Consider the following 18,382-nt stretch of genomic DNA (forward strand, 5'->3'; position numbering starts at 1 on the left):
GTGAGAAGGGGGAACGATGGACATCGCGGGCGCGCGGATGAGAGCCGCCCGAGTCGCCGCCGCGCTCACGCGCTCACGCAGTGGCTCAGCCATGCGTGGCCTGGCCGCCGAGCTCGCCACCGCGGTCCGGAAAAGACCCCTGTACCCCACGGACGTACGGTCGTTGTGCCGGGCGCTGTGCGAGGAGATGAGCACCCGGCGCGGCGGACGCCCGGTGGAGCTGCGCTTCGAGCGCTTTCCCGACGAGATCGAAGTCACCGGCCTGTGGGTGGAGTTCCACGACTTCGACCTCGTCATCGTCGAGGAACGGGCCGAGGCCGTACAGCAGCTGGTCATCCTCGGACACGAGCTGTGGCATCTGCACGCGGGGCACCGGCATCACCAGGGGGCGGGTGCGGCGGCGGCCGACGCGTTCGCCGACCGGCCGGGGTGGAAGGACGTCGCGCTGGCCGTGGCCGCCCGCAACGGCTCCCGGGAACGGGACGAGTCCGAGGCTGACGCCTTCGGACATCAGCTGGCGGCGCGATGCCGGGCGCTGCTGCCGGGTGGGCGCGGGCCGGACGTACCCCTCGAACCCCTGCAGCGGTCGCTGGGCTACCGGGGACCGCGAGGAGGTGCGGCGCGGTGACGACGGTGGCGCTGACCCCGGCCGAGTTCGTCAACCAGTTCTATCCGAACTTCTGGTGGATCCCCGCGGGGGTCCTCGCCGCCGCCCTGGCCATCAAACTGCCGAGCATCATCCGGCTCTGGAAGGACCCGATGCTGCGCGCGGTCGGCGGGCTGCTGGTGCTCGCCTGCGCGGTGTTCGTCTTCGTGGCGCCGTCGACGATCGCCCGGGTCAACCGGCTCACCGGGGTGGCGAACTTCTCCGGCCCCTGGGTCTACTCGCTGCTCACCGCGTTCTGCGCCTTCTGCCTGCTGCTGATCATCTCCTGGCGCAACGGCCTGTCCGACCGTTCGGACCGCACCCGGCGCGCGATGCGGGGGGTCGTGGCGGTCTATTCGAGTGTGATCGTCGCGATGTGGGTGCTGTTCGCTCTCGCGGACGTACCGGTGGAGCGGCTGCGGGATCTCGACACGTACTACGCGAACACCCCGTACATGCGCGAAGTGATCGTGCTCTACCTGCTCGCGCACACCGTGGCCGCGCTGGTCACCAACGGGCTGATCTGGAACTGGGTCCGCACGGACGGGCTCGACTCGCTGCTGCGCTGGGGGCTGAAGTTCCTCGGCGTGGGCTACGCGGCGCAGTTGTTCTTCGACGCCGCCAAGATCAGTGCCGTGGTGGCCCGTTGGTCCGGGCGGAACCTGGACTGGCTGAGCACGGCCGTCGCGCCGCCGCTCGCCTGTCTGTCCGCCGTGCTCATCGCCGTCGGCTTCATCCTCCCGCACGCCGGGCAGTACCTGCACGGCCGCTGGCACGTCCGGCTCGCCCTCCACGAACTGCGGCCGCTCTACCTGCTGATGAAGACGGTCAACGGCACAGGGGTCCCGTTCCTGCTGCGCGCGACACCGGAGCTGCGCCTGGTCCGCCGGGAGACGTTCATCCGCGACGTGCTGTTGCCGCTCGCCCGGCACATCGACGAGGACCGGCGCGAACGGTTCCACGAGGCCGCCCTCACCCTCGGCCACCCGCCCGACCTGGCGAAGGCACTCGCCGCCACCGCGGCGATCCTGGACGCGGCCGACGCCAGGAACCGGACACGGGAGGACGACGGCACCGGTGCCCCTGACACCACGGACCTGCTGCGCGAGATCGGCGCCGTGTCCCGGGCCCTGCGCCGCACGGAGGACCTCCGGGCGATCCGCGCCCTGGCGCGTGACCACACGGACGGCAGGTCGCTCCCCGCCTGACCACGCCCCCCAGGTCGCCCCCGGCGGCATTCCCGGACGAGACCCGCACGGGGGGCCGTGGGCACGGTACGTGAAGGTACGGTGAGAGCCGTCCGGGACGAGGCCTGCATGGCCCGAAACCGGTGCCGGCGGACGGTGTTGTGCGCTGCGCGCGGCTGTGGCCGGACGTCGGGGAATGCCCGCAGGGCGGAGGAGCCTTCATGGCTGAGTGCGAGGAGTCGCATGTCGCGTAGAGCAGTCGTCATCGGTGCGGGTCTGGCCGGCATGCTGGCCGCGGCGGCCCTGTCCGCCGTCGCGGACGAGGTGGTCGTACTCGACCGCGACGATCTGCCCGAGGGGCCGGAGCACCGCAAGGGCCTGCCCCAGGGACGTCACGCGCATCTCCTCATGGCCGGCGGACTGGCCCCCATGGAGGACCTGGTGCCGGGTGTGAGCATGCGCAAGCACCTGCTCGCCGCCGGGGCGCACGAGATATCGCTCGGCTCGGGCATGGTCGCCCTCACGCCCGAGGGCTGGCTCCGGCGCTGGCGTCACCCCGGCCCGAGCATGCTGACCTGCACCCGGGCCCTGCTCGACTGGGCGGTGCGGGGCGCCGTGCTGGACAACACCGGGGTGGTGATCCGCACGGCGCGGGTGCTGGAGCTGACGGGGTCGCGGCAGCGTGTGACCGGGGTCCGCCTCTCGACCGCCGCCGGGGAGGAGGACCTCGCCGCTGACTTCGTGGTGGACGCGAGCGGACGTGGCTCTCGGATCGTGCACTGGCTGGCGCGGCTGGGCGTCGACGACGTGCGCGAGAAGACGGTGGACGCCGGCCTGGTGAACGCCACCCGTCTCTACCGGACTCCCGAAGGGGCAGGGCGTTTCCCCCTGACCATGGTGCAGGCCGATCCGTACCAGGGACGGCCCGGCCGCAGCGGCATGGTGCTGCCGATCGAGGGGGACCGCTGGATGGTCAGCCTCGCCGGCACGCGGGGCGGCGGCGAACCGCCGTCCGACCCGGACGCGTTCCTCCGGTACACCCTGGACCTGCCCGACCCCATCGTGGGCCGGCTGATCTCCGGCGGGGAGCCGCTCACCGAGGTCCACGTCAGCCGCAGCACCAGCAATCACCGCCGGTACCTGGAGAAGGTCCGTTCCTGGCCCGAGCGCCTCGTGGTCCTCGGTGACGCGCTGGCCACGTTCAACCCCGCCTACGGACAAGGCATGTCGGTGGCCGCGCTGGGCGCCCGGGAGCTGGACCGCGAGCTGCGGCGGTCCGGGCTCGGCGAGCTTGGGCTCGCCCGGCGTGTGCAGCGGCGGGCGGCCAGGCCGGTGGAGGCCGCGTGGACGATGGCGGTGAGCCAGGACGTCTGGTACCCCGGGACGCGCGGGGGCTCGCCCGGGGTCGCCGACCGTCTGGTCACCGCCTACACCCGCCGCATGATCCGCACGGCGACCGGCTCGTACCCGGCGGCGTCGGCGCTCTGGGACGTGATGAGCATGACGACGGGGCCGACGCGGCTGCTCCGGCCCTCGACCGTCCTGGCGACGCTGAGCGGGCCGCCGTTGCCGGCGGCGGTGGGGGCGCCGCTGACGGAGGAGGAGCGGACGGTCCTGCGGCGGCTGGACCGGACGGGACGCTGAGGCTGGGGCGTCCCGGTCCGGGGTCCGCGCTCCGTCGGCGTGCGCGCCTGCGGGCGTCTCGGGGACCGGCCGCCCTCGCCCCCTGCCTCACGTCAGCCTGCGAACGGCGGGTGCGCCAGTCCCTTCCCCGCCCCCGGCACCACGAAAAGGGACCCCGCCAGCGCGGGCGGTTCGGTCAGCCCCACCCGAGCGGTCGTCACGTACAGGTCGGTCAGGCCGGCCCCGCCGAACGCACAAGCGGTCACCAGCGGCACCGGCAGCTCGATCACCCGGTCCAGCTCACCGTCGGGTGTGTACCGCCGCACCGCCGACCCCTGCCACAGGGCGACCCACACGCACCCCTCGGCGTCCACGGTCAGCCCGTCCGGGAAGCCCGCGCCCTCCTCGATCGCGGCGAGGGTGCGCCGCCCGGAGATCCGCCCGTCCGCGTAGTCGAAGACGTCGACCCGCCGGGTCGGCGAGTCGATGTAGTACATCAGCCGTCCGTCGGGGCTCCACCCCGTGCCGTTGCTGACGGCCACGTCGTCGAGCACGACATCGACCGTGCCGTCCCCGGTGACGCGGGACAGCGTGCCGCCCCCCGGCGCCTCGTCGTAGCGCATCGTGCCCGCCCACAGCGCGCCGTCGGGCGCGACGGCGGCGTCGTTGGCGCGGCGGCCGGGGACCGGCTCGTGGTGGAGCCAGCGGAAGCTGTCGTCGGGGTCGAGGAGACCGACGCCGTCGCGCAGGTTCAGCACCACTCCGCCCCCGGCACGCGGCTTGACGGCGCCGATGTGCTGTTCCGTGCGGCGCACGCCGCGACGCCCGGTGGCCGGGTCGTACGTGTGCAGGCGGGAGCCGAGGATGTCGATCCACAGCAGCCGGCCGGCCGCCGCGTCCCAGGTGGGCCCCTCGCCGAGTTCGGCCTCGGCCCGCACCGCGACCTCGTACGGCCTCGTCATGCCAGGCTCCGGTGACCGAGGTGCTCGGACAGTTCGGCGGCGCCCTTGACGGCGAGCTGCTCCAGCTCGGTGCGGCGCTCCTCGCTCCAGCGGATCATGGGCACGGAGATCGACAGGGCGGCGACGACCTGCCCGGTGCGGTCGCGGACCGGTGCGGCCACGCAGGACACGTCCGGGTTGGACTCGCGGTTCTCCACGGCGAGGCCCCGCTCACGGATCTCGGCCAGGGCCTCGCGCAGGGCGCCCGGGTCGGTGATGCTGTTGGGGGTCATCGCGATCAGCTGGGCGCTGTCGGGGATGCGCGCGGTGAGCTCCGGCTCGGGAAGGGAGGCAAGCAGCATCTTGCCGACGGAGGTGCAGTGCGCGGGCAGCCTGCGGCCGGCCGCCGACACCATCCGCACCGCGTGCGTGGAGTCGACCTTGGCGATGTAGATGACGTCCGTGTCCTCGAGGATCGCCACGTGCACGGTCTCGTCGCAGGTCTCGGCGACGGACCGGGCGACCTGCTGCCCCTCGGCCGCGAGGTCGAGCTGCTCGGAGTAACGGGCACCGAGCTGGTACGGGCGTACGCCGAGCCGGTAGCGTCCGGGCTGACCGGCCATCGGAACGATGTACTTCCGGGCGGCGAGCGTGGTCACCAGTTCGTGCACGGTGGTGCGCGGCAGCTGGAGCTTGCGCACGATGTCGGGGGCGGAGAGCGTGCCGTCCCCGTCGAGAAAGAGCTCGAGAATGTCGAGAGCCCGGGTCACGGCTGGTACGAGACGTCCCACGACCGGCCCCCTCCCTAATATGTTTCAGAAGCCTGTGTTCGAGATTTCAACAGGCGATCGGCATGACGAACACAGGCTAGCCATAGAGGTATGTCCCGGCAATGGGCAGAGCCCTGTCGAGCGGAAACCCACGAGCACACCACGTGCACGTTGTGTGCACATTAAGGTGCCGTGTGTGCGGCACGTCACAGGTGTCGCAGAGGTGGGGGGTTTTCTGTGCGTGACATGACCATGGGCTCGAACGTGTCGTTAACGGCCCTGAGCGAGAACGTCGGCTCCGCGATCGTCAGCCTGGGCTGGTCCAGCCCCACAGGGGAAGGCGACGCCGATGTGTCCGTCCTGCTGCTGGACGGGCACGGCAAGGTACGCAGCGACGCCGACTTCTACTTCTACAACAACCCGGTGGCCGCCGACGGCAGCGTGCAGCTGCTCGGCAAGGAGCCGACGGGGGACGGCAGCGAGGACCGGATCAGCTTCGACCTGACCGCGGTCCCGGCCGAGGTGGAGCGCATCGTCGTGGCCGCGAGCCGCTACGAGGGGGCGCGCTTCGGAGAGCTGGACGACCTGAAGGTGACGCTGGCCGACGCGGTGGGCGAGAGCCTCCTCCGGTTCGTCATCGAGGACGCCGGCCAGGTGAGCGCGATCATCTTCGGTGAGCTGTACCGGCGGGGCGAGGAGTGGAAGTTCCGGGCCGTCGGGCAGGGGTACGAGAGCGGGCTGGCGGGGCTGGCGACGGACTTCGGCGTCGACATCGAGGACGACGAGGCGGAGTCCGGGACGGAGGCGGCGCAGGAACCCGAAGCCGGCACACCCGACGCTCCGCCGCCGGCGACACTGGACGCCGTACCGGCACCGCGCCCGCCGGCCGAGGAGGAGGCCGCGCCGAAGAAGCGGGCGGCCCGGCCCCGGACAGCGAAGAAGAGGGTCACACCGCCCAGGGCGCCCGCGCAGAGCCTTGCGGAGAACGAGTCCTGGAGGCAGGCCCGCCTCTTTCCGGTGTCGGCGCTCAAGAACGACCGGGACCGGGAGACGCGGGCCACGTCGGTGCTGTTGTCGGTGATGGCCCAGGTGCCCCGGTTCGGCAGACGCATCACCGCCCCCTTCGGCGCGCCCTCGGGTCGCATGGAGACGTTCACCGAGGTCTCCCTGCCGCACGGGGACACGCCCCGGCGCCCCGACGGGGTGATCCGCGTCGAGCGTGCCGGAAAGCTGTGGACGGCGCTCGTCGAGACCAAGACCAACGGCAATCCCCTGAAGTCCGACCAGGTGCAGGCCTACATGGACATCGCGGCCCGGCGCGGCTACGAGGCCGTGATCACCCTGTCGAACGACGTGGCGCTGGAGGGCAGCCCGCTGGTCGACGTGAAGATCGACCGGCGGCGCAAGCACCAGGTGGCGCTCTGGCACCTGTCCTGGGCCGAAGTGGCCCACCAGGCCCAGATGCTGATCCGGCACGAAGGCGTCGGCAACGCGGCACGCACCTGGTTGCTCCAAGACCTGCTGCACTACCTCCAGCACGACAACTCCGGTTGCCACGGCTTCCAGAACATGGGCGCGGCGTGGGTGCCCGTACGCAACGGGATCAACGACGAGACCCTCTGCCAGGGTGACCCACGCTCCCTGGAGGTCGTGGAGAGCTGGGAGCGGCTCATCCGGCAGGTGTGCCTGCGACTCGGCGGCGAACTCGGGCAGAAGGTGCTGCCCGCCCAGCGCACCCGGCGCGGCACCGACCCCGGGGCCCGCCGCGCCCGCCTGGCGGATCAACTGTGCCTGGAGGGCAGGCTCCAGGCCGAGCTGCGTGTCGAGGGGGCGCCCGGGCTGCTCAGCATCAGCGCGGACCTGCGTACCGCGAAGCTGCGCACGTCCGTGGAGATCCCGGCACCCGAGCAGGGCTACCCCCTGACCTGGGCCAAGCGCCTGGTCCGTCGTCTCGCCGAGGCGCCGGCGGACCTGCACGTGGAGACTCTGGTGGAGGGCGGGACGGGCGGCCCGAGGGGCACGCTGGAGCGGCTGCGTCCCGAACCGGCGGATCTGCTCCCCAAGGACGGCTCCACCCGCATCACCGGATTCCGGCTGTCTCTCTTCAAGGGCATGGGAAGCGGCCGCGGCAGCGCGGAGTCCGGATTCATCCGCAGTGTCGACGACGCCGTGCACCGCTTCCACACCTCGGTGGTGGTCCACCTGGACGCTCCCGCCCCCGGGCGCACGGCCGCGAAGGAGCGCGCCGCGGTGTGACACCGGGGCGGTGGTGATCGTCGCCGGAGGTACCGGCCCGGTCACCGCCGCGCCCGCATCACCCCCAGCTCCCCCCGCAACCGCTGCGCCCGCAGCACCAGTTCCAGTTCGAAGCGGCGGTCGGGGTTGTCGATCTCGTCGCCCCACAGTTCGCGGATCTGGCGCAGGCGGTAGCGGACCGTCTGGGGGTGGACGCCGAGGCGGGTGGCGACCTCCGGGGCGCCGCCGCGGGTTTCCAGCCAGGCCAGGAGGGTTTCGGCGAGGCGGCGGCCGTGGGTGGGGCCGCAGTGCGTCAGGGGGGCCAGGCACCTCAGGGCCAGGTCGTCGATGAGTTCCTCGGGTTGGAGGAGGACCAGGGCCTCGGTGTGTTCGGTGCAGTAGAGGACCTCGCCGGAGGGCAGGAGGCTTCGTTCCATCAGGCGCACCGCCGCCTCCGCCCAGCGCAGGGACTTCGCCGCGTCGGCGAGCGGGACCGGCGGGCCGATCGCGCCGGACCAGCCGGCCAGGGCCCGGTGCATCAGCTCGGAGCGGCCCGCCGCGTCCGGCTCGGGCACGACCATGCGGGGCTGCTCGTACTCCATGTCGAGCAGGACGCCCTGGCCGACCGCCGGGGCCATCGCCTCGCGGGCCGGGCGGAGCAGGACGCCCACCGCGACCTTCGCCGGTAAGGGCCAGCCGATCCGGGCGGCGCGTTCGGTCAGGGCCTCGGCGGGGTCGCCGCGGTGGTGCTCGGCGAGGAGGAGCTCCATGAGGCGGCGTTGCAGGCGCAGGCGTTCGCCGGCCTGGCGGGCCGCGGCCTCGGCGTAGCCGCGTACGGACTGGTCGACCAGGCCGTCCAGGTACTCGTAGCCCGCGTCGACCAGTTCGTACATCGCCGGCGGCGGGATCTCCACGCGCTGGCCGATGTCGGCGAAGCGGCGCCAGGCCAGGCGTACGCCCATGCGGTAGATGGCCTGGAGGGAGTCGAGGGAGCGGCCGTTGAGGCCCTCGCCGCGGCCGAAGTCCTGGAAGACGTTGGGCGGGACGGTCGGGCGCCCCTCGGAGTGCTCCAGGTGCTGCACGAACACCTCGATGGCGCGGCGGATGCCGACCAGGGCCATCGGCTCGCCGGAGTCGTCGAGGACGACGGGCAGATGGGGGTACTCCCGCTGGATCTCGCAGAGGATCTCCTCGGCGAGCGCGGGCGCCTCGGCCATGGCGATCGCCGCGAACCGGCGCACCTGGAAGCGCGGTACGTCGTGCCAGGCCGAGCGGGTGGTGACGGTTCCGGTGCGGGCGGCCGTCATCCGTCAACTCCCCTGCCCGGCCTGCTCGTACGTGATCAGGGGTGTGTTCGGCTGGTCGGGTGTGGCGTGGAGCAGCGCGACCACGCCCAGCGCGGCGCCCACGGCGAGGGCGGCGGCGAGCGCGACGGTCAGCACGGCAGCGAGCAGTCTGGACATCGCAGGGTCAGCCTCTCTGTCCGGATACGTCCGGAGATCATCCGGAGGTTTCCCCACCCCGACATCCCGTCCCTGCCTGTCGCGCCCAGTCTCGACAAGCATTGACACCCCGTCAAGAGCCGCCTACGGTTCCCGGCCCAACCGCACGCGCTGATTCCTCCGCCGTGCCGGCCCCCTCGTACGTCGAGCCGTCCCAAGTCACTGGAGTGCCCGGATGCGCCGTACAACCTCTCCCTTTTCCCTGGTCCTGCTGGGTCTCGGCACGTTCCTGCTGGTGCTGGCGCCGCTGCTCGCCTGGTACGTGGAGCCGCGTGCCGCGGTGAACCCGGTCGACATCGACACGACCGCCGTCTACACCGGCAGAGGCAGCGTCTTCGACACTGACCGGATCGAGACGGTGCCCGACCGGAAGATCACCGTGACCCAGCGGGTGCGGGGCAACGTCGAGGACAGCGAACGCAGCGGCAACGCCGTCTGGGACGTGACCACCACGGTCGACACCGACAAGTCGCTGCCGGCCGCCGATCCGCACGACGCGCTGGACTTCACGCCGCACCGCTGGGTGATGGACCGTGAGACGACCCGGCCCGTGCACTGCTGCGGGGAGAAGCCCTACATCGAGGGCGAGGCGTACCTGAAGTTCCCCTTCGACGTGCAGAAACGCTCCTACCAGTGGTGGGACAACACCCTCGGCGACACGGTCGTGCTGCGCTACCGGGGCACCGCGAAGGTCCAGGGCTACACGGGCTACAAGTTCACCGGCTCCGTGCCGCCGACGAGGACCGGCACGCGCATGGTGCCCGGCAGCCTCGTCGACCAGCCGAACCGGCCGCAGGTACTGGCCGAGGAGTGGTACTCCAACCACGGCTTCGAGCTGGTCGTGGACCAGGCGACGGGCCGCGTCATCTACGCGCAGACCGGCCCGAAGCGGACCCTGCGGGCGCCGGGCGGGAAGAAGGACGCGGCGGTGCTGCTGGACAGCCGGAAGGTCTCGTTCACGACCGCCACGCAGAAGGAGGCGGTGCGGCAGGCGAAGCGGGACAGCGGGCAGCTGCGCATGGTGGGCACGACGCTGCCGATCGGGGCGGCGGCGGGTGGCTTCGTGCTCGCGGTGGTGGGTGGCGTTCTCGTGGCGCGTGGGCGGAAGGAGCCGGAGAGCCCCGTTCCGGCCGATACGCCCGGTACGCCCCAGCCCACCCTCACGATGTGATGTGGCGTCAGCTCCAACAAAGCCGGAAATTGTCACGTCGGTGAGTAGCCGTGGCGAACGTCCGGGCGAAAACTGTCCAACCCCACCCGAGCACATCCCGTCCACACTCCCCTCCCAGGAGGAGCTCAGGCTCCCCACGGGCCGACCCCTTCGCGACCCGAATCCCCCCATGTTTCCCCACGCTGAGTTCCGCACCCCGAGACGAGTTGGAGCACCGATGCCCCAGCACGTACCGTCCCAGCTGCGCGCCGCGCCCCCCAGCGCGCCGCAGCACCTTCCGGCGCTCCCCCCACAGCCGCGCCGGATCGTCTTCCTCGCCCATCGTGATCTGGACAACCCCTCCGCCGGCGGCTCCGAGCTGCTGGTCGACAAACTCGCCGACGGGCTGACCCGGCTGGGTCACCAGGTGACCCTGCTGTGCGGAGGGCCCACTGCCTTCCGTGACTACCGGGTCGTGTCGGCGGGCGGCCCCTACGGCCACTATCTGCGCGCCCGGTCGGCCTTCACCCGGCAGGTCGGTGACTGTGATCTGCTGGTCGAGGTGTGCAACGGCATGCCCTATCTGGCGCCGCTGTGGCACCGGGGGCCGACGCTGTGTCTGGTCAACCATGTCCACACGGACCTGTGGGCGATGCGCTTCGGCGGGCCGCTGGCCCCGGCGGCGCGGATCGGCCGAAGACTCGAGCACTGGGCGCTGACCGGGGCGCAGCAGCGCAACCTGCTCGTCGCCGTGTCCTCCTCGACCGCGCACGCGCTGCGGGCGATCGGCGTCGAGCGGGACCGGATCCGGGTCGTGCACAACGGAGTCGAGGAGCCGGGGCCGAGGGCCGAGCGCTCACCGGAGCCGTTGTTCGTCGCCGTCGGGCGGCTCGTCGAGTACAAGCGGATCGATCTGCTGCTGCGGTTGTGGGAGCGGGTGCGGCCCGTGACCGGCGGGCGGCTGGTGATCGTCGGGGACGGACCCGAGCGGAGCCGTCTGGAGCAACTGGCCGGGCCCGGCGTGGAGTTCACCGGCTATGTGCCGGAAGCCGAGAAGCACCGGCTGCTGTGTGCGGCCTGGCTGCTGCTGCACCCTTCCGCGGTGGAGGGGTGGGGGCTGGTCGTGACGGAGGCGGCGGCCCGCGAGACGCCCGCGGTCGCCTTCGACGTGCCGGGACTCAAGGACTCCGTGGTCGATGGTGAGACCGGGATCCTCGCGCGGGGCGAGTCCTCCTTCGCCGCGGCCTGGTGCGCGTTGGCTCTCTCCGGACGACGGCGGGAGTTGATGGGCAAGGCGGCGCGGGAGCGGGCCGCGCAGTTCCGGTGGGACCGGACGGTGCGGCAGTTCAGGGCCGTTGCCGCGGAGGCGGTGAGGGGCTGGGCTCCGTGAAGCCGCCCGCGCGCCCACGCGGCGCGGCCGCACCTGTCACAGCCCCGCGCCCCTATGGACGCGACCCCTCGATCCGGCGGTCTCTTGCCCTGTTCCGCGCCTTCCTCCACGAGCAGGACGACCCCGAGGCCTGCTACTCGCTGCTCGCCCGCGACGCCGTCGACCAGGTCGAGGCCTACGACGGGTCCGTCGCCGGGCGTACCGTCCTCGACGTCGGCGGGGGCAGCGGGTACTTCACCGAGGAGTTCCGGCGGCGCGGGGCGAACGCGTTCCTCTTCGAGCCCGACATGGCCGAACTCGGCGGCCGGCCGCCCGACTCGGCCGTCGTCGCCGACGGGTATCTGCTGCCGCTGCGGGACGGCGTCGCGGACGTCACCTTCTCCTCCAACGTGCTGGAGCACGTGGCGGACCCCGAGACGTTCCTCAGTGAGCTGGCCCGGGTGACGCGGCCCGGCGGGCTGATCTACGTGTCGTTCACCAACTGGCTGTCGCCGTGGGGCGGGCACGAGTGGGCCCCGTGGCACTACTTCGGTGCCGAGCGGGCCCGGGCCCGCTATCTGCGGCGGACCGGCAGGCCCGCCAAGCACACACTCGGCGAGAACCTGTTCGCGGTGCACATCGGCTCCACCCTCAGGCAGGTCCGTGCCCGGGACGACGTCACGGTCGTCTCGGCGCGCTCCCGCTACTGGCCGTTCCTCGCGGAGACCGTCGTCAAGGCGCCCGGCATCCGCGAGTTCGCCACCTGGAACCTCCTCCTCATTCTGCGGCGGTGTCCTACATGACAACCACGGTCCAGGCTCCTCCCCCGGCAGCCGTCCCCACCACCGCGACCGCGTCGGGCCCGCCCGACGGCCCGCGGTCGTGGCGCTGGCTGCTGGGTTTCTGGGCCGTGGTGTTCGTGCTGTTCCTCGCGGTGCGGCCAGGGCGGCAGACCTTCGACACCAAGCTCGGTGTCACCGTCGATCCCGGGCAGTTCCTCGCCGATCTCGGCCAGTTGTGGCACGACCGGGCCGGGTTCGGCGGGATCCAGGACCAGTACGTCGGCTATCTGTGGCCGATGCTGCCGTTCTACTGGCTATGCGACCTCGTACAGCTGCCGGTGTGGCTGGCGGAGCGGCTGTGGCTGTCGCTGATCGTGTCCGTCGCCTTCTGGGGGGCGTTGCGGCTGGCGGAGCGGCTGCGGGTGGGCAGCGGGGCCTCCCGGCTGCTGGGCGCGGTGGCGTACGCGCTGTGGCCGGTGTTCACGACCGTCATCGGGTCGACGTCGGCCGCGGCGCTGCCCGGGGCGTTCCTGCCGTGGGTGCTGCTGCCGCTGACGAACGAGCGGTACACCGCCCGGGTCGCGGCCCTGCGGTCGGCGCTGCTCGTGCCGTTCATGGGCGGGGTGAACGCGTCGGCGACCCTGGCCTCCCTGCTGCCGGTCGGGCTGTATCTGCTGTCCCGGCCGCCCGGGCCCCGGCAGCGCAAGCTGATCGCCTGGTGGGCACCGGCCGTGATCGTGGTGACGGCCTGGTGGTGGGTGCCGCTGCTGCTGCTCGGGGTCTACGGCGAGAACTTCCTCCCCTATATAGAGACGTCACAGACGACCACGGACACCATGGCGGCGACCGAGGCGCTGCGCGGGGCCGGCAACTGGGTGGCCTACCTGCACCTCGGTGAGGCGTGGCTGCCGGCCGGCTGGGCCGTGGCCTCCTCCGTCGTCGTCATCGTGTGCTCGGCGCTCGCGGCCGGACTCGGGCTCGCCGGCCTGGCCCGGCGGGACATGCCCGAGCGCCGGTGGCTGGTGCTGACGGTGCTGGTGGCCGCGGCGGTGCTGCTCGCCGGGTACGGCGGGGCCTTCGGGGCGCCGTTCCACGGGGTGATGCAGGGCTGGCTGGACGGGTGGCTGTCGCCGTTCCGCAACATCTACAAGTTCCAGACGGGTGTGGCGCTGGCGCTCGTGCTGGGTCTGACGCATCTCGTGGGCGTGGCGGCGGAGCCGCGCGGGGTCCGGCAGGTGCGCGGCCGGCGCTTCGCCCCGCTGGTCGCGGCCGTGCTGATCCTGCCGGGGCTGCTGTGGCCGTACCTCAACGGCTCGATCCTCAACCCGGGTTCGTTCCAGAAGCTCCCCACCTACTGGCAGGCCACGGCCGACTGGCTGGAGAAGTACTCGCCCGACTCGCGGGCCCTGGTCGTCCCGGCGACCGCGCACGGCGTCTACACCTGGGGCTCGCCCATCGACCAGCCGCTGGACGTGCTCGCCGAGTCGCGGTGGGCGCAGCGCGACTACGTGCCGTTCGGCACGCCCGGCAACCGGCGGGCGATGGACGCCGTCGAGCAGGCACTGCTGTCCGGCGCCGAAGTGCCGGGCCTGGCCGACTACTTGAGCCGGGCGGGGCTGTACTACGTCGTCGTCCGCAACGACCTCGATCCCGACCAGATCGGTTACGTGCCCACCGCTACCGTCAAGCGCACGCTCGAACAGTCGGGGTACGAGCGGGTGACGGGGCTCGGGCCGGTGATGACCGGCGGCCGGATCGCGCAGGACGCACCCCTCCAGGTGGAGGGGCTGTATGGGCGGCATCGGGCCGTGGAGATCTACCGGCCCACCGGGGACGACGTGATCCGGCCCGGGCAGGCCGGGCTCGCCCCGGTCGCCGACACGGCCGTGGTGTCCGGCGGGCCGGAGGCGCTGCTGCCGCTGGCGGAGCGGCTGCGCGGGCGGGCGACCGTCCTGACCGGCGACAACCACCCGGGGCTCGGCACCCCGGCCGTGCAGGTGGTGGGTGACGGGCTGCGGCGGGCGGACACCCGGTTCGGGCTGGTCAACTCCGGTACGTCGTACACGTACACGCGCGACGAGCGCAACGCGCCGGACGCCTTGCAGGACCCGGGCGAGAAGCCGCGCCAGATCCTGCCCGCCGAGGGCGTCGACCACCAGACGGTGGCCGAACTGCGCGGCGCCCGCTCGGTGTCGGCGTCCTCGTACGGCAACTGGCTGTTCCACCTTCCGCAGTACGACCCGGTGAACGCCTTCGACGGCAACCCGGACACCGCGTGGGCGGAGGGCGCGCCGGACACGCCGGACGGGCAGTGGCTGCGCATCGGCTTCACCGGCTCCTACGACATGCCGTCCTCCTTCAAGGTCACGCCGCTGCCGCAGGAGAGTGTGCGGGCGGCCGCCACGAAGGTGCGGGTGGAGACCGAGAAGGGCTCGAAGACCAGCTTCCTGCAGCCGAACGGCATGACGCAGCGGATCAAGGCACCCGAGGGCGCGACCGGTTGGATGAAGCTGACGATCGTGGACTCGGTGGAGCGCCGGACCGGCCTGACGGGCGCGGGCTTCTCCGAGATCGACCTGCCGGACGTGCGGGTGACGCGGCTGCTGCGGCTGCCCGGTGACGCGGACGACGCCACCGCGTCCGCCACCGTCGTCTCCCTGCACCGCGCCTCCGACCCGACGGGTCTGTCCGCGACCGGCACGGAAGCCGGCCTGCACCGCCGGTTCACCACCCCCGCCGCCGGGACGTACGAGGTGAAGGCGAGCGCGGTGCCGGTGCCGGGCGCGGAGCTCGACGAGCTGCTGTACGAGGTGGCGCCCGAGCAGCAGGCCCGGATCGTCGCCACCGCCGACTCCACGGCGCGCCTCGGCGCGGGACTCGCGGCACGCAACCTCACCGACGGCGACCTGACGACGGCGTGGATCGCGGGCGACCGCCCGACCATCCACCTGCGCTGGCAGGGCAAGCAGCCCGTGGGCGAACTGGTCCTGGCTCCGGCGGGCGGCCTGTCCGCCCGGGCGTCGAAGGTGCACATCAGCTCCCCGGACGGCGCCGCGATCGCCGGCGTCGACGAGAACGGCTGGGTTCGCTTCCCGCCGATCACCACCGACCGGCTCGACATCACGATCACCGAGACGGCCCGGCTGACCCTGCACAACCCGGTCGCCGACGAGGACCTGCGCCTCCCGGTGGGCCTCACCGAGGCGTACGTCCCGTCCCTGGACCAGTACCGCACCCCGCAGCCGGACGGCACCCGGAAGTTCTCGCTGCCGTGCGGCAAGGGCCCGGACGTGGCCCTGGACGGCGAGCTGTACCAGACGAGCGCGAAGGGCACCGTACGGGACCTGGTGGAGCGGCGGGGCGTGGCGGTGACGCTCTGCCAGGAGGGCCGGGGCGATGCCGAGGTGCGGCTCGCGTCGGGCGAGCACCGGCTGGAGGGCGGGGACGCCGGCCCGCTCGCGCTGACGGACGTGACCCTGACCCGTGGCGCGGTCGCCGAGGCCGCGGCGGCCGGGCGTGACCTGCGGATCCGGGACTGGCTGGGCGACCGGCGCGAGATGACGGTCGGCTCGGGCACGGCCTCGTACCTGACGACGTACGAGAACTTCAACGACGGCTGGCGGGCCACGCTGAACGGCAAGGAGCTGACCCCGGTCCGGCTGGACGGCTGGCAGCAGGGCTGGCGGATCCCGGCCGGGGCGGGCGGCACGGTCAAGCTGTCGTACGAGCCCGCCACGACGTACGACATCGCGCTGATCGGCAGCGGTGTCGGCATCGCGGCCCTGCTGGGCCTCGCCGTCTGGCGCCGCCGCGCCCCCAACCCGGACGCGCCCCAGCCGGCCCCGCCGCTGCCCGGCCTGTGGCTCGGCGCGGTGGCGCTGACGCTGGTCGGGGTGGTGATCGCGGGCTGGTTCGCGCTGCTGGTCCCGGCACTGGCGCTGCTCGCCGCGCGACGGCACGCCCTGCTGGTGCCGATCGCGTTCGCCGCCCTGGCCGGTGCGGGGATCGCCGCCGCGTTCGGGGCCGGTGAGCCGGTGGGCGCGGGCGAGGGCGCGTTCGGGCATCTCGCCCAACTGCTGGCGCTGATCGGCCTGTTCGCGGCACTGGTGAGTCTGCGCGAGGGACCGGCACCGCAGGCGCCGACGCAACAGCTGCCGAGGACGGACCCCGGGGAGGGCAAGCCCGTATGACGGCACCGGTACGCATTCCGTTCCCGGTGGTGGACGAGGTCTCCCGGCACTGCCTCCAGGAGGAGGAACCGGAGACGGTCCACATCGAGGTCCACCTCCCGGGCCCCCTCGACCAGGCCCGGCTGCGCAAGGCGTTCCTGGAAGCCCTGCACCGGCATCCGCGGATCCTGATGCGGGAGGCGCGAGGGCCGTGGTACCGGCGGCAGTACGAGTGGGAACTGACTCCACAACCGGATGTGGAGGTGGTGACCTTCGCCCCGTCGGGCCCACGAGCCCTGCGGGACGCCCGGAGCCGGGCCCTCGCGGACGCCCCGCCGCTGTCGATGTCCCCGCCGATACGCCTGGAAGTGGTGGACTCGGTGCTCCTGCTCACCATCAACCACACCGCCCTGGACGGCCCGGCCTGCCTCCGTGTCCTGGCCACGGCCGCCGAGCTGTACGGAGGCCGGGACAACGCCCCGGCGGCGCCCCCGGCCCGCCCCGCCGAACCCCGGCAGGAAGCCCCGGACACCCCGGGCACCTGGTCACCACCCGCGCGGGTGGCGCACGGCACGCCGGACCCCTCCCCCGGCAACGGCCTGCTCGTCACCGAGCTGCCCCTCCCGCACCGCCCCAAGGGCTCCCCGTACACCGTCAACGACCAGCTCATGGTCACCACGGCCCTGACCATCGCCCACTGGAACAGGGAGCACGGCGCCCGCCCCCGCCCCCTGCGCATCACGATGCCCGTCGACGACCGCCCCCGCGACACCACCATGCCCATCGGCAACGGCACCCGCCTGGTGGAAGTCCCGTACGCGCCGGGAGAACTGGACGTCACCGACATGCCGGCCCTGCTGCGCCGCACCGCGGAACGGACCCGCGCCCTGAAGGCCCTCCCACGCCCCCAGCTCGGGCACGGCGCCGCCCTCCTGACCGCCCCCTGGGCGCCCGTCACCGCCCGCGCCGCCCTCACCCGCACCCTGCGCAGGGCCGCGGCCCCCTGGACGTCGACGACCCTGCTCAGCAACATCGGCCGCATCCCCTACCCGCTGGACTTCGGGGAGGAGGCGGGCCGCGCGCACGCGGTCTGGTTCTCGGCACCGGCCCGGATGCCGCGGGGCCTGACCGTGACCACCGCCTCCACGGCCGGCCGCCTCCATCTGGCCCTGCGCTGGTCGAAGGCCCTGCTCAGCCACGGCGACGGCGCCCACCTCCGCGACCTGTTCGAGCACTACCTGCACACCACGGAGGTGACCCCGTGACGACACCGGCCACCACCGGGCCCCCGCCCCGCGACCTGCGGGACTTCTACGAGAACCCCGACGTGCCCGTCGCCTCCGGCACCCCGCGCAGCCTGCGCCAGGCCCGCATGCTGGCCCGCGCCCTCGGTCCGGCGGCCCAGGCCCCCCGGACCGTTCTCGACATCGGCTGCGGGGACGGCACCGCCGCCGCCACCGCCGCCCCGCTCCTGCCCGGCCACCGGGTCATCGGCGTCGACTGGTCCCAGGACGCCCTGCGCCGCGCCCGCACCCGCATCCCGTACGCGGTGCGCGGCGAACTCACCGGCGGCGGGCTGCCGTTCGCTTCCGGGTCGGCCGACGCCGTGCTGTTCAGCGAGGTCATCGAGCACCTCGTCGACCCCGACGCGGCGCTGGACGAGATCCGGCGGATCCTGCGCCCCGGCGGGCATCTGATGCTGTCCACGCCGAACCTCGCCGCCTGGTACAACCGCGGCCTGCTGCTGGCCGGAGTGCAGCCCGTCTTCTCGGAGGTCAGCCTGCGCGGCATCCACGGCCGCCCGGGCAAGGAGGTCGTGGGGCATCTGCGGCTCTACACCGCCCGCGCGCTCAGGGAGTTCGTCGCCGCGTCCGGGTTCACGGTCGTACGGCTCGAAGGGGCTCCCTTCCACGGCGTCCCTCGCCCGCTGCGCCCGCTGGACCGGCTGGCCTGTGCCCGGCCGCAGCTCGCGTCGATCCTGCTGCTGCACGCCCGCAGGACGTAGCCC

At 72.9% G+C, this 18,382-nt stretch carries 14 protein-coding genes; 10 read left to right on the forward strand and 4 right to left on the reverse strand.

Annotated elements, in window-relative coordinates:
- Nucleotides 1-16: 16 nt before the first annotated feature.
- The 3 genes from CEB94_RS12925 (at nt 17) to CEB94_RS12935 (ending at nt 3,477) form a co-directional block, all read left to right on the forward strand.
- Nucleotides 17-628 (forward strand): toxin-antitoxin system, toxin component family protein, encoded by a 612-nt coding sequence (locus CEB94_RS12925; RefSeq protein ID WP_175432362.1) that lies wholly within the window; start codon nt 17-19, stop codon nt 626-628.
- Nucleotides 625-1,854, forward strand: coding sequence for a DUF6545 domain-containing protein (locus CEB94_RS12930; RefSeq protein WP_175432363.1), 1,230 nt, complete (start codon nt 625-627; stop codon nt 1,852-1,854). Before CEB94_RS12925 ends, CEB94_RS12930 begins: the two co-directional genes overlap by 4 nt.
- A 222-nt stretch (nt 1,855-2,076) precedes the next feature.
- Nucleotides 2,077-3,477: an NAD(P)/FAD-dependent oxidoreductase gene (locus CEB94_RS12935; protein ID WP_175432364.1), complete on the forward strand. Its 1,401-nt coding sequence runs from the start codon at nt 2,077-2,079 to the stop codon at nt 3,475-3,477.
- Nucleotides 3,478-3,569: 92 nt separating this feature from the next.
- On the opposite strand, the gene CEB94_RS12940 is transcribed toward CEB94_RS12935, so the two are convergent.
- Together CEB94_RS12940 and CEB94_RS12945 are read right to left on the reverse strand one after the other, a co-directional pair.
- Entirely contained in the window at nt 3,570-4,418 is an 849-nt protein-coding gene (locus CEB94_RS12940; RefSeq protein WP_175432365.1) for an SMP-30/gluconolactonase/LRE family protein, read from the reverse strand.
- Complete coding sequence (locus CEB94_RS12945) at nt 4,415-5,188, reverse strand: IclR family transcriptional regulator (RefSeq protein WP_175432366.1); 774 nt, start codon at nt 5,186-5,188, stop codon at nt 4,415-4,417. The genes CEB94_RS12940 and CEB94_RS12945 overlap by 4 nt, the downstream gene beginning before the upstream one ends.
- Before the next feature lie 225 nt (nt 5,189-5,413).
- On the opposite strand from CEB94_RS12945, the gene CEB94_RS12950 reads away from it, so the two are divergent.
- Complete coding sequence (locus CEB94_RS12950; protein ID WP_175436983.1) at nt 5,414-7,423, forward strand: TerD family protein; 2,010 nt, start codon at nt 5,414-5,416, stop codon at nt 7,421-7,423.
- A 41-nt stretch (nt 7,424-7,464) separates the two neighbouring features.
- Here CEB94_RS12950 and CEB94_RS12955 read toward each other — a convergent pair whose 3' ends face one another.
- Entirely contained in the window at nt 7,465-8,709 is a 1,245-nt protein-coding gene (locus tag CEB94_RS12955) for a PucR family transcriptional regulator (protein ID WP_175432367.1), read from the reverse strand.
- Nucleotides 8,710-8,712: 3 nt separating this feature from the next.
- Nucleotides 8,713-8,865: a hypothetical protein gene (locus CEB94_RS12960; protein ID WP_175432368.1), complete on the reverse strand. Its 153-nt coding sequence runs from the start codon at nt 8,863-8,865 to the stop codon at nt 8,713-8,715.
- Nucleotides 8,866-9,079: 214 nt separating this feature from the next.
- On the opposite strand from CEB94_RS12960, the gene pgfA reads away from it, so the two are divergent.
- The 6 genes from pgfA (at nt 9,080) to CEB94_RS12990 (ending at nt 18,379) form a co-directional block, all read left to right on the forward strand.
- Nucleotides 9,080-10,075 carry a cell envelope lipid trafficking protein PgfA gene (gene pgfA / locus CEB94_RS12965; protein WP_175432369.1) on the forward strand — a complete coding sequence of 332 codons (996 nt, stop codon included), beginning with the start codon at nt 9,080-9,082 and terminating at the stop codon, nt 10,073-10,075.
- Nucleotides 10,076-10,292: 217 nt separating this feature from the next.
- Nucleotides 10,293-11,444, forward strand: a complete 1,152-nt coding sequence (locus tag CEB94_RS12970; protein ID WP_175432370.1) for a glycosyltransferase family 4 protein — start codon at nt 10,293-10,295, stop codon at nt 11,442-11,444.
- Complete coding sequence (locus tag CEB94_RS12975) at nt 11,441-12,226, forward strand: class I SAM-dependent methyltransferase (RefSeq protein WP_381107804.1); 786 nt, start codon at nt 11,441-11,443, stop codon at nt 12,224-12,226. The genes CEB94_RS12970 and CEB94_RS12975 overlap by 4 nt, the downstream gene beginning before the upstream one ends.
- Complete coding sequence (locus tag CEB94_RS12980; protein WP_175432371.1) at nt 12,223-16,395, forward strand: alpha-(1->3)-arabinofuranosyltransferase; 4,173 nt, start codon at nt 12,223-12,225, stop codon at nt 16,393-16,395. Before CEB94_RS12975 ends, CEB94_RS12980 begins: the two co-directional genes overlap by 4 nt.
- Nucleotides 16,392-17,639 (forward strand): condensation protein, encoded by a 1,248-nt coding sequence (locus tag CEB94_RS12985; RefSeq protein ID WP_175432372.1) that lies wholly within the window; start codon nt 16,392-16,394, stop codon nt 17,637-17,639. The genes CEB94_RS12980 and CEB94_RS12985 overlap by 4 nt, the downstream gene beginning before the upstream one ends.
- A complete protein-coding gene (locus CEB94_RS12990; protein ID WP_175432373.1) occupies nt 17,636-18,379 on the forward strand; it encodes a class I SAM-dependent methyltransferase in 744 nt (247 codons plus the stop codon). The genes CEB94_RS12985 and CEB94_RS12990 overlap by 4 nt, the downstream gene beginning before the upstream one ends.
- The last annotated feature ends 3 nt before the right edge of the window (nt 18,380-18,382 follow it).

Origin of the sequence: Streptomyces hawaiiensis, from assembly GCF_004803895.1 — a bacterium.
Taxonomy (GTDB): domain Bacteria; phylum Actinomycetota; class Actinomycetes; order Streptomycetales; family Streptomycetaceae; genus Streptomyces; species Streptomyces hawaiiensis.